At 66.5% G+C, this 12,701-nt stretch carries 12 protein-coding genes; 8 read left to right on the forward strand and 4 right to left on the reverse strand.

Annotation, left to right across the window (positions count from 1 at the left end; genetic code table 11):
* Positions 1 to 31: 31 nt before the first annotated feature.
* Positions 32 to 2,227, forward strand: a complete 2,196-nt coding sequence (gene ligA, locus HQ354_RS07605; protein ID WP_222634609.1) for an NAD-dependent DNA ligase LigA — start codon at positions 32 to 34, stop codon at positions 2,225 to 2,227.
* Between the two features lie 4 nt (positions 2,228 to 2,231).
* Here the strand turns inward: ligA and HQ354_RS07610 are convergent, their stop codons facing one another.
* Together HQ354_RS07610 and HQ354_RS07615 are read right to left on the reverse strand one after the other, a co-directional pair.
* Entirely contained in the window at positions 2,232 to 2,882 is a 651-nt protein-coding gene (locus tag HQ354_RS07610; RefSeq protein WP_068428409.1) for an ACT domain-containing protein, read from the reverse strand.
* Positions 2,883 to 2,933: 51 nt separating this feature from the next.
* A complete protein-coding gene (locus HQ354_RS07615; protein ID WP_157105370.1) occupies positions 2,934 to 3,077 on the reverse strand; it encodes a hypothetical protein in 144 nt (47 codons plus the stop codon).
* 88 nt (positions 3,078 to 3,165) lie between these two features.
* Here HQ354_RS07615 and gatC point away from each other — a divergent pair, with 88 nt between their 5' ends.
* From gatC to HQ354_RS07630, 3 genes are read left to right on the forward strand one after another with little or no spacing between them, the layout of a single operon-like run.
* Positions 3,166 to 3,465 carry an Asp-tRNA(Asn)/Glu-tRNA(Gln) amidotransferase subunit GatC gene (gatC, locus tag HQ354_RS07620; protein WP_068428413.1) on the forward strand — a complete coding sequence of 100 codons (300 nt, stop codon included), beginning with the start codon at positions 3,166 to 3,168 and terminating at the stop codon, positions 3,463 to 3,465.
* Positions 3,462 to 4,934: an Asp-tRNA(Asn)/Glu-tRNA(Gln) amidotransferase subunit GatA gene (gatA, locus tag HQ354_RS07625; protein WP_068428415.1), complete on the forward strand. Its 1,473-nt coding sequence runs from the start codon at positions 3,462 to 3,464 to the stop codon at positions 4,932 to 4,934. The genes gatC and gatA overlap by 4 nt, the downstream gene beginning before the upstream one ends.
* Before the next feature lie 16 nt (positions 4,935 to 4,950).
* Positions 4,951 to 5,964, forward strand: coding sequence for an esterase family protein (locus HQ354_RS07630; RefSeq protein ID WP_068428417.1), 1,014 nt, complete (start codon positions 4,951 to 4,953; stop codon positions 5,962 to 5,964).
* Here HQ354_RS07630 and HQ354_RS07635 read toward each other — a convergent pair.
* Together HQ354_RS07635 and HQ354_RS07640 are read right to left on the reverse strand one after the other, a co-directional pair.
* Positions 5,961 to 7,319 (reverse strand): alpha/beta-hydrolase family protein, encoded by a 1,359-nt coding sequence (locus tag HQ354_RS07635; protein ID WP_222634608.1) that lies wholly within the window; start codon positions 7,317 to 7,319, stop codon positions 5,961 to 5,963. The two genes, HQ354_RS07630 and HQ354_RS07635, sit on opposite strands and share 4 nt — an antisense overlap.
* Positions 7,316 to 7,939, reverse strand: a complete 624-nt coding sequence (locus HQ354_RS07640) for a hypothetical protein (RefSeq protein ID WP_068428425.1) — start codon at positions 7,937 to 7,939, stop codon at positions 7,316 to 7,318. Before HQ354_RS07640 ends, HQ354_RS07635 begins: the two co-directional genes overlap by 4 nt.
* 185 nt (positions 7,940 to 8,124) lie before the next feature.
* On the opposite strand from HQ354_RS07640, the gene HQ354_RS07645 reads away from it, so the two are divergent.
* The 4 genes from HQ354_RS07645 to gatB all read left to right on the forward strand — a co-directional run bounded on the left by HQ354_RS07645 (position 8,125) and on the right by gatB (position 12,700).
* A complete protein-coding gene (locus tag HQ354_RS07645) occupies positions 8,125 to 9,318 on the forward strand; it encodes a sensor histidine kinase (protein ID WP_222634622.1) in 1,194 nt (397 codons plus the stop codon).
* A 10-nt stretch (positions 9,319 to 9,328) separates the two neighbouring features.
* Complete coding sequence (locus HQ354_RS07650) at positions 9,329 to 9,991, forward strand: response regulator transcription factor (protein WP_222634607.1); 663 nt, start codon at positions 9,329 to 9,331, stop codon at positions 9,989 to 9,991.
* Between the two features lie 59 nt (positions 9,992 to 10,050).
* Positions 10,051 to 11,082, forward strand: a complete 1,032-nt coding sequence (locus tag HQ354_RS07655) for an ATP-dependent 6-phosphofructokinase (RefSeq protein ID WP_068429134.1) — start codon at positions 10,051 to 10,053, stop codon at positions 11,080 to 11,082.
* 112 nt (positions 11,083 to 11,194) lie between these two features.
* A complete protein-coding gene (gene gatB / locus HQ354_RS07660) occupies positions 11,195 to 12,700 on the forward strand; it encodes an Asp-tRNA(Asn)/Glu-tRNA(Gln) amidotransferase subunit GatB (protein WP_068428429.1) in 1,506 nt (501 codons plus the stop codon).
* Position 12,701: the final 1 nt, after the last annotated feature.

The following is a 12,701-nucleotide window of genomic DNA, read 5'->3' on the forward strand; positions in this document are numbered from 1 at the left end:
TGGTGTCGGTGTATTCCGATAATCTTCGGGAGTGGACGAATCGACTGACGTACCTGCTTCGACCGACACCGCTGACGCCGTGGCTGCCGGCACACCGGCATCCAGCGAAGATCGGGAGCAGTGGCAGAAGTTGGCCGAGGAAGTGCGTGGCCACCAGTTCCGCTACTACGTGCGCGACTCGCCGATCATCTCCGACGGCGAATTCGACGCTCTGCTGCGCGATCTGAACGCGCTGGAGGAAGCACATCCCGAGCTCCGTACCGCCGACTCGCCGACGCAGCTGGTCGGGGGCGGGTTCGCCACCGAGTTCACCGCCGTCGACCATCTCGAACGAATGTTGAGCTTGGACAACGTGTTCGACTACGACGAGCTTCGTGCCTGGGCCAAACGCGTCGAGTCGGAAACCGGATCCGGTCTGCACTACCTGTGCGAGGTCAAGATCGACGGTGTAGCGCTCAACCTGGTTTACGAGAACGGCACACTCGTCCGCGGTGCCACGCGTGGCGACGGCCGCACCGGCGAGGACGTCACGTTGAACGCGCGGACCATCGACGACATCCCCGAGACGTTGACCGAGAGTCCCGATCATCCCATTCCGGCCTTGTTGGAAGTGCGCGGCGAGGTGTTCTTCCGGTTGGAGGACTTCCAGGCGCTCAACGCCGCGCTCGTCGAGGAGGGCAGAGCGCCGTTCGCGAATCCCCGGAACTCGGCAGCAGGGTCGCTGAGGCAGAAGAATCCCGCGGTCACCGCGCGTCGTCGTCTCGGCATGATCTGCCACGGTTTCGGCCGAATGGAAGGGTTTTCGCCCGACTCGCAGCTGCACGCCTACGAAGCGTTGAAGGCGTGGGGTCTGCCCGTGTCGACCCACACCAGCCAGGTCGAGGGCATCGACGCCGTCGTCGAGAAGGTCGAGTACTGGGACACCCATCGCCACGACGTCGAACACGAGATCGACGGGCTCGTCGTCAAAGTCGACGAGATGGCTCTGCACCGCAGGCTCGGTACCACCTCGCGCGCGCCGCGCTGGGCCATCGCCTACAAGTATCCGCCCGAGGAAGTCACCACCAAGCTCCTCGACATCAGGGTCAATGTCGGCCGTACGGGCCGTGTCACTCCGTTCGCGTACATGGAACCGGTGCTCGTGGCCGGGTCGACGGTGTCGTTGGCGACGCTGCACAACGGGTCCGAAGTCAAGCGCAAGGGCGTGCTGATCGGCGACACCGTCACCATCCGCAAGGCGGGCGAGGTCATTCCGGAGGTTCTGGGGCCTGTCGTCGACGCACGCACAGGTGACGAGACCGAGTTCGTCATGCCCACCGAGTGCCCCGAGTGCGGCACCACGCTGGCTCCCGCGAAGGAGGGCGACGCCGACCTTCGCTGCCCCAATTCCGAGTTCTGCCCTGGTCAGCGTCGTGAACGCCTGTTCTTCGTCGCCGAGCGAGGCCGGTTCGACATCGAAGGTCTCGGCTACGAGGCGGCGACGGATCTGTTGAAAGCCGAAGTGGTGCTCGACGAGGGCGACATCTTCTCGCTCACCGAGGACGACCTGTTGAAGACGTCGATCTTCCGGACCAAGGGCGGCGCGCTGTCCGCGAACGGCCGACGGTTGCTCGACAATCTCGACAAGGCCAAGGACCGGCCGCTGTGGCGGGTTCTCGTCAGCCTGTCCATCCGCCATGTCGGACCGTCCGCCGGTCGTGCGCTCGCCACCGAGTTCGGCAGCCTCGAACGCATCGAGAACGCGTCGGAAGAAGAGCTGGCCGCGGTCGACGGCGTCGGCCCCACCATGGCCAAGGCCGTGGCCGAATGGTTCACCGTGCCGTGGCACCGAACCATCGTCGAGAAGTGGCGCGCCGCGGGCGTCCGGATGGAGGACGAGCGCGACGACTCGATCGTTCGGAACCTCGAAGGCATGTCGATCGTCGTCACGGGTTCGCTCGAGAACTACTCGCGTGACCAGGCGAAGGAGGCGATCCTCGCACGTGGCGGCAAGGCGGCCGGATCGGTGTCGAAGAAGACGGCGTTCGTCGTCGTCGGCGAATCGCCGGGAAGCAAGCACGACAAGGCCGTCGAACTCGGGGTTCCTGTACTCGACGAAGCAGGCTTCACGCTGCTGCTGACCGAGGGTCCGGATGCTGTCCGGCCCGGCGACAGCGATGGCGAGAGCGACCCGGACAGCGACGGGAGCGGAGCCCGCAGGAGCGACCCGGACAGTAACGACGAGTAACGCTTCAGCCCAGGACGGTGGCGACGATTCCGGCGAGGTAGCCGAGTCGCGCCACCTCCGACGGCCTGAAGTCGGGGCCGCCCGGACGTCCCAGCACGAGGACGGTTCCCGTCGACCCGAGCGGCGCTGCAGCGATCTTGGTGTCCATGTCGCGCCAGGCCTGCGGCACCCACTCGGCATCGCCGTCCAGCGCGGCCGGGTGCTGCAGTGGCATCCACGGCATCTCCGTGGCGTGGGTTTCCGGGGCGCCGGAACTACCGACGACCCGGTACGTGCCGCGTTCGCCCGTGGCCACGACGATGCTGAACCCGACCCGCAGGACGCGTGGCGCACCGTCGACGAGTACCTGTAGTCGGTCGTCGGTGGCCGCGGCGACGCTGTCGATCAGTTCGAGTTCGCGATGTGTGTCCAGCACGCCCGTGTACGGCCGGATCGAGTCGACCCGTACGTGATTCAGGTTCTCCGCCGCGGTGATGAGCGTGTCGGGAAGGGATCCGGGCGCGACGTCGACGACCAGGTCGTCCACCGCGTACCCGTCGCCGCGTTCGATGACGTCGAGAGACAGAATGTCCGCTCCGACGGAACCGAGTGCGACGGCGAGTGCGCCGAGGCTGCCGGGACGATCGGGAAGCTGGACGCGGAGCAGGTAGGACATGACGCTCCCTTTCGGTGACTCTCTTCGAACACGGACGATCCGTAGAGAACTCTAGGCATCCCTCACGCCGCACGTCGGGTCCGCGCCGCGCACCGTCGACGCTTTCTCGGTCGTGCCCGGGTCGACCAGCACGAAGGGGGCGGTGATCTTGACGACACCATGGGCGTGTCCGGCCGTCGACAGCGGAAGGTCCACGGGCTGCGGCCGTCGCCGGACCTATAAGCTTGCACACGTCATGTGCCCGTGCGGCGCATCTTCGATTGTTGTGAAAGGGGTCCACGCGGTGCCTGATATCTCCCGCGACGAGGTAGCTCACCTCGCCCGGCTGTCTCGGCTGGCGCTGAGCGAAGCCGAACTGGACGAGTTCGCAGGTCAGCTGGATTCGATTCTGCACCACGTGAAGACGGTCGCGGAAGTCGCCGCGGACGACGTGCCGCCGACGGCCAACCCCAGCGCCATCACCAATGTGACGCGCCCCGACGTCATCGTGCCCGGCCTGACGCCTCAGCAGGCGCTGGCCGAGGCGCCGAACGCCGAGGAAGACCGTTTCGCAGTGCCGCAGATCCTGGGAGAGAGCGAATGACCGACCTGACCGCACTCGACGCGTCCGAACTCGCGACGCGCATTCACTCCCGTGAGGTGTCGGCCGTCGAGGTCACGCAGGCTCACCTCGACCGCATCGAACAGGTCGACGGCGACCTGGGCGCATTCCTTCACGTCTCCGGTGCCGGTGCACTCGTCTCCGCGAAGGAGGTCGACGCCTCGCTCGCTGCCGGCGACGCGCCCGCGTCGGCTCTGGCAGGCGTTCCGCTGGCGCTGAAGGACGTGTTCACCACGACGGACATGCCGACGACGTGCGCGTCGAAGATCCTCGAAGGATGGATCTCGCCGTACGACGCGACGGTCACGGCGAAGCTGCGTGGCGCGGGTATCCCGCTGCTCGGCAAGACGAACATGGACGAATTCGCGATGGGCTCGTCGACCGAGAACTCCGCATACGGTCCGACGAAGAACCCCTGGGACACCACCCGCATCCCCGGCGGATCGGGCGGCGGAAGTGCGGCGGCCCTGGCGTCGTACCAGGCGCCTCTGGCGATCGGCACGGACACCGGCGGCTCGATCCGTCAGCCTGCCGCGTTGACCGGAACCGTCGGCACCAAGCCGACCTACGGCACGGTGTCTCGATACGGACTCATCGCGTGCGCGTCGTCGCTGGATCAGGGTGGCCCGTGTGGCCGTACCGTTCTCGACACGGCATTGCTGCACGAGGTCATCGCCGGACACGACCCGCGCGACTCCACGTCGGTCGACACCCCGGTGGCGTCGGTCGTCGCCGCTGCACGCGACGGTGCCAAGGGCGACCTGAAGGGCGTCAAGGTCGGCGTCGTCAAGGAATTGCACTCCGACAGTTACCAGTCGGGTGTCATCTCGTCCTTCGATGCCGCGGTCGCCACGCTGACCTCCCTCGGTGCCGAGGTCGTCGAGGTGTCGTGCCCCAACTTCGTGCACGCGCTCGCCGCGTACTACCTGATCCTCCCGTCGGAGGTGTCGTCCAATCTCGCCCGTTTCGACGGAATGCGTTACGGCTCCCGCGCAGGCGACGACGGTACGCACAGCGCCGAGCAGGTCATGGCGATCACGCGCGCCGAAGGATTCGGTGCAGAAGTCAAGCGCCGCATCATGATCGGCACCTATGCGTTGTCGGCCGGATACTACGACGAGTACTACGGCCAGGCGCTGAAGGTGCGCACGCTCATCGCCCGGGACTTCGACAGGGCCTACGAGCAGGTCGACGTGCTGGTCTCTCCGACGACGCCGACGACGGCATTCCCGCTGGGGGAGAAGGTCGACGACCCGATCGCGATGTACCTGAACGACCTGTGCACGCTGCCGACCAACCTCGCAGGCCACTGCGCGATGTCGGTTCCGTCCGGACTCGCGTCCGAGGACGGTCTGCCCGTCGGTCTGCAGATCATGGCACCCGCGTTCGCCGACGACCGCCTCTACCGCATCGGTGCGGCGTACGAGGCAGCACGCGGCGCTCTGAAGTGACACCGAGTTGATCGGGATGATGCACGACGTCGCGCTGGACGTCGTGCACGTCCGGATCGACTCGATCGTCCTTCCCGCCCTCGCGCTGGCGGTGGCGTTCCTTCTCGGCTGGATTCTGTTGCGCCGCCGAGTCCTCGGGGTTCTGACCGTGCTCACCGTGGTCGGTGCCCTCGTCGCGGTGACGAACACGCAGGTCTGGAAGGTGCCGACTCTCGCTGCGGCGATGGGGCATCCGCCCGTCGGCACCGTCACCAGCGTCGACATCCCGGGAACGGTGTCGGGATTCGAGGCCAGACCCGCGTCGGTCTACACCCCGCCGTTCTACCGCGCGGACGCTCACGGCGACAACCCGGTGCTGGTGCTGCTCACCGGCCAGCCGGGTCACGTCGTCGACTGGATCGAGGGTGGCCATCTCGCGCGGACGATGGATACGTTCGCAGCGAACCACGACGGCCATGCACCCATCGTCGTCGTCGCCGATGCGCTGGGCGACGCCGACGCCAACCCCATGTGCATCGACTCCGATCTGGGCAACGTCTCGACGTATCTCGCCGTCGACGTTCCGACGTGGGTTCAGCAGAACATGCACGGCTCCACCGATCCACGAGAGTGGGCGATCGGCGGATACTCGTACGGCGGAACGTGTTCGGTGCAGACCGCGCTGCGTGTGCCGGACGTGTACCCGACGTTCCTCGACATTTCGGGTGAGGACGAGCCGCGACGCGGCACACGGGACGAGTCGATCACCGCGGCCTTCGGTGACGACAGCGACGAATCGGTGGCGAAGTTCGACGCCGTCGCACCTCTGACGTTGCTCGAGCAGAACGACTATCCGGACACAGCGGGTGCTTTCGTCGTCGGAGACGCCGACGAGGAGTTTCGGCCGCAGACGCGTCGCCTGTTCGACGCGGCCGTCGCCGACGGCATGGACGTGCGGTACGCAGAACTACCCGGTGGCCACTCGATGGACGTGTGGGCGCCCGCGCTCGAGATCGAAATGGATTGGCTGGCACATCGATTGGGTCTCTAGCATTCGCGAATGCTCGTGCCCTGGTCGGTGCCGTACCGATGTCCGTGACCCGCGGGCGCGTTCAGTGCGGACAGCAGGTCGACGGTCGTCTGCAGGTAGGAGACCACCGGAATCCATGCGGGGACGGGGGCATCGACGCGGGCGTCGGTCAGGTCGGGACGCTCGTGAATCAGATCGGCCGACCACCAGACGACCGGATCGGAACTGTTGGCGAGTACGACGCCTCCGCCTGCGGTCACCTCACCACTGGGAGGTCCCGCCCATACCGTGCTGCACACGAAACTCGAATCACGTTGCACCGCAGCGCTTCCGGCGACCGATCCGAGGCTCTGTCCGTAGACGTGGAGCTCGGGACGCGACAGCGGATCGTACGTTCGCAGTCTGTCTCGCACTGCGTTCAACAGTGCGGTCGTCGCGTCGACGGCTGCGTCCTCGGCGAAAAGAAATGTCGCCCAACTGGGTTGGTCGGAGTACTGCAGAGCCACCGTCGCGACGTCGTCGGCGAATCGCTCCTCGATGCCGCTGACGGCGTTCTCGTCGACCCATCCCGATCCGGTCGGAACAGCGATGACGATGTGCTCCTTGCCGAATCCCCCTGCACGACCCAGCTCGTCGACGGCGAGCAGTGCTCGTTCGTCGACGGTCGCGGCGGATCTCAGTCCGACGTACGTCCGGATTGCCGAACCGTCGGCCCCGGCAGCGACGAACCTGCGGCCCTCGCGACCCAAGTCGTCCCACCGGATCTGCGACGCTGTGTTCGGAGCGGTGAGATCGGTGTCGACGACGGCGTCGGCAAGCGTGTAGCGAGTGGAGAACGCGTGCCGAGCCCACGGAACCGCGAACACGGAGCCGACGACGACCACGACGAGCGCAGCGACCGTGACTCGCGCCGTGCCGACAGCTCGCACGCCGCGTGCCGATCCGACTCCGGCGACGATCAGCATCGCCGATATCGACACCGAACCGCACAGTACTTCGACCCAGTGCATCGCGCCGGTGGGCGGCTGACCCATCGCGTCACGCAGTCGGTTCTGCCAGTGAGCGGCGGCGACGACTGCTCCGGCCACGGCGACGATGCCGACCGAGGCTGCGACGCGTCGCGCGGTCGGCTGCGGGCCCCTGCAGTGCAGTCGCGTCGTGATCCGGTGGAGGACGGCGGACAGCAGCAGGGCCGTGGCTGCGAACAGCGCTGTCACGACCGCCTGGACTTCGGGTGCGCGAGGAAGCAGCGACGGGGCCAGCGATGCCACGGTCGCCGCCGACAGCAGAACCGAAGTCGTGACGCGGGGAACGGCGGGTGGGCGTCGGGGAGTGTCGATCGGGTGAGTCGCCGGGATGACGAGAGTCGCGGTCATGCGTGTGCCTTCGCTCGGCGTGCGACAACGGCGGCCGCGGTGGACGCTGCAGCAGCACCGGCGGCGACGAGCGTGCCGGCGAGAAGGAACGGCAGAGCAGGTTCGGGGCCTGGGTTGCCGTACCCCTGGCGCCACGAGTTGAAATCGACTGCGGCAGAGGCGACGTCGCTCATCAGGTAGCAGACCGAACGGGAACCGATTCCGTCACGAACACGGCAGGAATCGTGCAGGGAAGTCCGAAGCGATGCGTCGAGGTCCTCGCGAAGTCGCGTTGCCGCCGGATCGCCTGTCGCAGCACCGTATCGGATGAGGTCGTACCCGAGATCGTGTGCCTTGCAGGCGGTGTCGAACTCCCGTGGAAGGGGAATCGGTGACGAGCACTCGCCCGTCGGGTTCACGAGCACACCGTTCTCGACGGCGGGCTCGTAGAACATCGTCCGAAAACCCGTGGGCACCCGGCCGGCCGCGAGAACGGCGTCATTCGCGGTCAAGGCGTCGATGGCGACGGACACCGCCGAGGTGTGCGCGTCCGAGGCGGCGGCGGTGGGGAGTCCGATGCTTGCTCCGAGACCCACCGTGGTCAGAAGTGCTCCGATGGCGATCTTCGCTCTCGCTGTCATGACCCGAGACGCTAGGAACGCTCCACGCTGCAGGTCATCGCACCGAGGTCGCGATCTCGCGTCACACCTCCGGACCGACAGCCGGTCCTTCTGATACCGCGGTACGGGTCCTGATCTCACCCCGAGGTATGACGACTTTCGTCGCGTCGGTTCCTAGAGTTCACGGGGTGAGCAAAGGTAATTCGATGGGAAGCCCCGTGAACACGACCGTGGCAGGTGTGCGACGGCTCGTCGCGGGTCGAGTCGTCGATGTCGTGATCGTTCTCGTCACGGCGATTCTGTACGCGGTGGCATGGCCGACGCTGCAGTTGACGCATGACGTGTCGCCGCCCCTCATGCCGATCGTCGCTGCGCTCGCAGTCTTCCCGTTTCTGCTCGTGCGCGCCAATCCGGCCCTGGGATGGGCGATCTCGGCGGCCTCCGCGTTGGTCGTGCCCGTCGCGTTCGACAACGTTCCGGGCTACGACTATCCGTGGCAGGTCACCCACATCATGGTGATGTTGGTGCTGGTGTTCGCAGTGAGTCTGCGGTGTGCGATGCCGATCGTCGGCGTCGCCTGGGGGGCGACGGTACTGCTGTTCCTGTCGTTCACACCCGGCGACGACGGCATCGGCTGGGCCGTCGGGTTCACGGCTGTCGTCGTGTTCGGACTGCTCGTGCGATGGCTCGTGCTGTCGCGTCGTCAACTGGCTCGCCAGGAGGAGGTGAGCGAACTCGAACGGGCGCGGCGCGCCATCCTCGAGGAGAAGGCGAAGATCGCGCGAGATCTGCACGACGTCGTCGCCCATCACATGTCTCTCGTGGTGGTGCAGGCGCAGAGCGCTCCGTATCGACTCGACGATGTATCGCCATCGGCTGCAGCGGAATTCGAGTCCATCGGCGCCACCGCGCGCGAGGCGCTCAACGAGATCCGCGGCATGCTCGGGGTTCTGCGCAGCGACGGTCACGTCGTCGACGACGCCCCGCAGCCCAGCGCGTCGGACGTCGACGCGCTTCTGGTGAGCGCGCAACGAGCCGGTGTTCGACTCACGTGGACGTCGACGGGACAACCGTCGCTCGTATCGGCCGGTACGGGTCTCGCGCTGTATCGCATTCTGCAGGAATCGCTGTCCAACGCCGCTCGCCACGCCCCCGACAGCGATGTGCGTGTGCGTCTCGACTACGGATCGGATCTGGTGTTCCTGGAAGTGATCAACGGGCCGTCACCCGCGGGCGTCGTCGCCGTCGAGAACTCCGGAGGCCATGGCGTGCAGGGTATGAGAGACCGAGCCCGCGGTGCAGCGGGGTGGCTCGACACACGTCCGCTGTCCGACGGCGGCTTCGAAGTCGTCGCCCGACTACCCGTCGACGCGATTCCGGTGGCGGCCCCGTCGGCATAGGGTGTCACCCGTGGCAATCACGGTATTCATCGCCGACGATCAGGCAATGGTTCGACAGGGATTCGGTGCATTGCTGGCCGCTCAGGCCGACATCTCCGTCATCGGGGACGCCGACAACGGAGCGAGTGCCGTCACCGAAGTGACGCGGCTGCTCCCCGACGTCGTACTGATGGACGTGCGCATGCCGCAGATGAACGGTCTCGATGCCGCGCGCGCCATTCTCGGTGCGGGACTGCCACATCCGGTACGCATTTTGATGCTCACGACGTTCGACATCGACGACTACGTCTACGAAGCGCTCACCATCGGCGCCAGCGGCTTCATGCTCAAGGATGCGCCCGCCGAGGAACTGATCCGCGGCGTACGCGTCGTCGCCGCGGGGGAGGCATTGCTCGCGCCGTCGGTTACTCGTCGCCTCATCGCCGACGTGACGTCCAGGCGCGGAACACCCCGGGTGGAACCGTCGTCGCTGCGGGTTCTGACGCCGCGCGAACGCGAGGTGCTCGAGTTGATCGCCAAGGGGATGTCGAACACGGAGATCGCGCAGTCGTTGTTCGTCGCCGAGCAGACCGTCAAGACACACGTCGGCAAGGTGCTCGGCAAACTCGGTCTGCGGGACCGGGCGCAAGCAGTCGTGCTGGCATACGAGAGTGGCGTCGTCACTCCAGGCTGACCATCCGACCGTCACGAATTACGGTAGGAGGTATGGCCACGACGAAAGGCGAGAATTCGATGCGCATCGGTGTTCTGACCGGCGGCGGTGACTGCCCGGGACTCAACGCAGTGATCAGGGCGGTGGTTCGCACCGCGGATGCGCGCTACGGATCGACCGTCGTCGGATTTCTCGACGGATGGCGAGGGTTGCTGGAGGACCGGCGGATTCAGCTCCGCAACGACGACCGCAACGATCGGCTGCTGACCAAGGGCGGCACGATCCTCGGGACAGCACGGACCAACCCCGATGTGTTGCGCGCCGGGCTCGACCGGATCAAGCAGACGCTCGAGGACAACGGCATCGACGTGCTCATCCCGATCGGTGGTGAGGGAACTCTCACGGCCGCGAACTGGCTGTCGGAGGAAGGCGTTCCCGTCGTCGGCGTGCCGAAGACGATCGACAACGACATCGACTGCACCGACGTCACATTCGGCTTCGACACCGCGCTCACCATCGCCACCGACGCGATCGACCGGCTGCACAGCACCGCGGAGTCGCATCAGCGCGTCATGCTCGTCGAGGTCATGGGACGGCACGCGGGATGGATTGCCCTGCACGCCGGTCTGGCGTCCGGATCGCACATGACGTTGATCCCGGAGCAGCCGTTCGACGTCGACGAGGTCTGTGATCTCGTGCGCAAGAGGTTCCAGCGCGGCGACTCGCACTTCATCTGCGTCGTCGCCGAGGGGGCGAAGCCGAAGGAGGGGTCGATGTCGCTTCTCGACGGCGGTATCGACGAATTCGGACACGTGCGATTCACCGGCGTCGCGCATCAACTCGGCCAGGAAATCGAGCGGCGGATCAACAAGGAAGTACGCACGACGGTGCTCGGGCACGTGCAGCGCGGCGGGACGCCGACGCCGTACGACCGCGTGCTCGCGACGCGTTTCGGTGTCAACGCCGCCGACGCCGCCCACGCCGGGGACTTCGGAAAGATGGTCTCGCTGCGCGGGGTCGACATCGGGCTGGTCTCGCTCGACGAGGCCGTCAAGCAACTCAAGCGGGTGCCGGAAAGCCGGTACGTCGACGCGGCGGCGTTCTTCGGGTAGGCGCCTTCGGCGCCCGTGAGTACTTATGTATAGAGGGCTATGCATTAGTACTCACGGGTGCCGGAGGCGCCTCGTTACTGACGCGTTCGCACCAGCGCATAAACTGACGTGCATGACTGCTGCCACGGTCGATCTCATCGACTACGACGACGTGCTGACCCGATTCGACCCCGTTCTGGGTATGGAGGTCCACGTCGAGCTGGGCACAGCGACCAAGATGTTCTGCGGCTGCCCGACTGCGTTCGGTGCCGAGCCCAACACGCAGGTCTGCCCGGTGTGCCTGAGCCTCCCCGGCGCCCTTCCGGTGGTCAACTCCGCCGCCGTGGAATCGGCCATCCGCATCGGCCTTGCACTGAACTGTTCCATCACCCCGTGGGGACGTTTCGCTCGGAAGAACTACTTCTACCCGGATCAGCCGAAGAACTACCAGATCTCGCAGTACGACGAGCCGATCGCCACCGAGGGCTACCTCGACGTCGTCCTCGACGACGGCAGCACCTTTCGCGTCGAGATCGAGCGGGCGCACATGGAGGAAGACACCGGCAAGTCGACGCACGTCGGCGGCGCGACCGGGCGCATCGAGGGAGCGAGCCACTCGCTGCTCGACTACAACCGCGCGGGCGTTCCGCTCGTCGAGATCGTCACCAAGCCGATCACCGGTACCGGGGAGCGCGCTCCCGAGGTGGCACGCGCCTACGTCACCGCCCTGCGTGACCTGCTGAAGGCCCTCGACGTGTCCGACGTCCGCATGGATCAGGGCTCGCTGCGTTGCGACGCCAACGTGTCGCTCATGGAGAAGACGGCCACCGAATTCGGTACGCGTACCGAGACGAAGAACGTCAACTCGCTCAAGAGCGTCGAGGTCGCCGTTCGCTACGAGATGCGCAGGCAGGCAGCCGTGCTGCAGTCCGGCGGCGAGGTCGTGCAGGAAACCCGTCACTTCCAGGAGTCCGACGGCACCACGTCGCCCGGACGCAAGAAGGAGACGGCCGAAGACTACCGCTACTTTCCCGAGCCCGACCTCGCGCCCGTCGCACCGGACGCAGCCTGGATCGAAGAGCTCCGCGGCACGCTGCCCGAGCTTCCGTGGCTGCGCCGCGCCCGCATCCAGGCCGACTGGGGCGTCTCCGACGAGGAGATGCGTGACCTCGTGAACTCCGGAGCTCTCGACCTCGTCGCGGCGACCGTCGACGCGGGTGCACCCGCGCAGGCCGCGCGGTCGTGGTGGGTGTCCTATCTGGCTCAGCAGGCGAACGTCAAGGGCGTCGAGCTCACCGAGCTGGCCATCACGCCGGCTCAGGTCGCAGCCGTCGTCGCGCTGGTCGCCGACGGCAAGGTCAACAACAACGGTGCTCGTCAGATCGTCGACGGTGTCCTCGCCGGGGAGGGTGAACCTGCCGACGTCATGGCTGCTCGTGGTCTCGTCGTCGAGAAGGACGACACCAAGTTGCAGGCAGCCGTCGACGAGGCTCTCGCCGCGAATCCCGGTATCGCAGACAAGATCCGCAGCGGCAAGGTTCAGGCGGCGGGTGCCATCGTCGGTGCCGTCATGAAGGCGACACGTGGCCAGGCCGACGCAGCACGAGTCAAGGAACTCGTGCTCGCCGCCTGCAGCTAGC

The organism is Rhodococcus sp. BP-261 (assembly GCF_019835205.1).
In the GTDB taxonomy this organism is placed as follows: domain Bacteria; phylum Actinomycetota; class Actinomycetes; order Mycobacteriales; family Mycobacteriaceae; genus Rhodococcoides; species Rhodococcoides kyotonensis_B.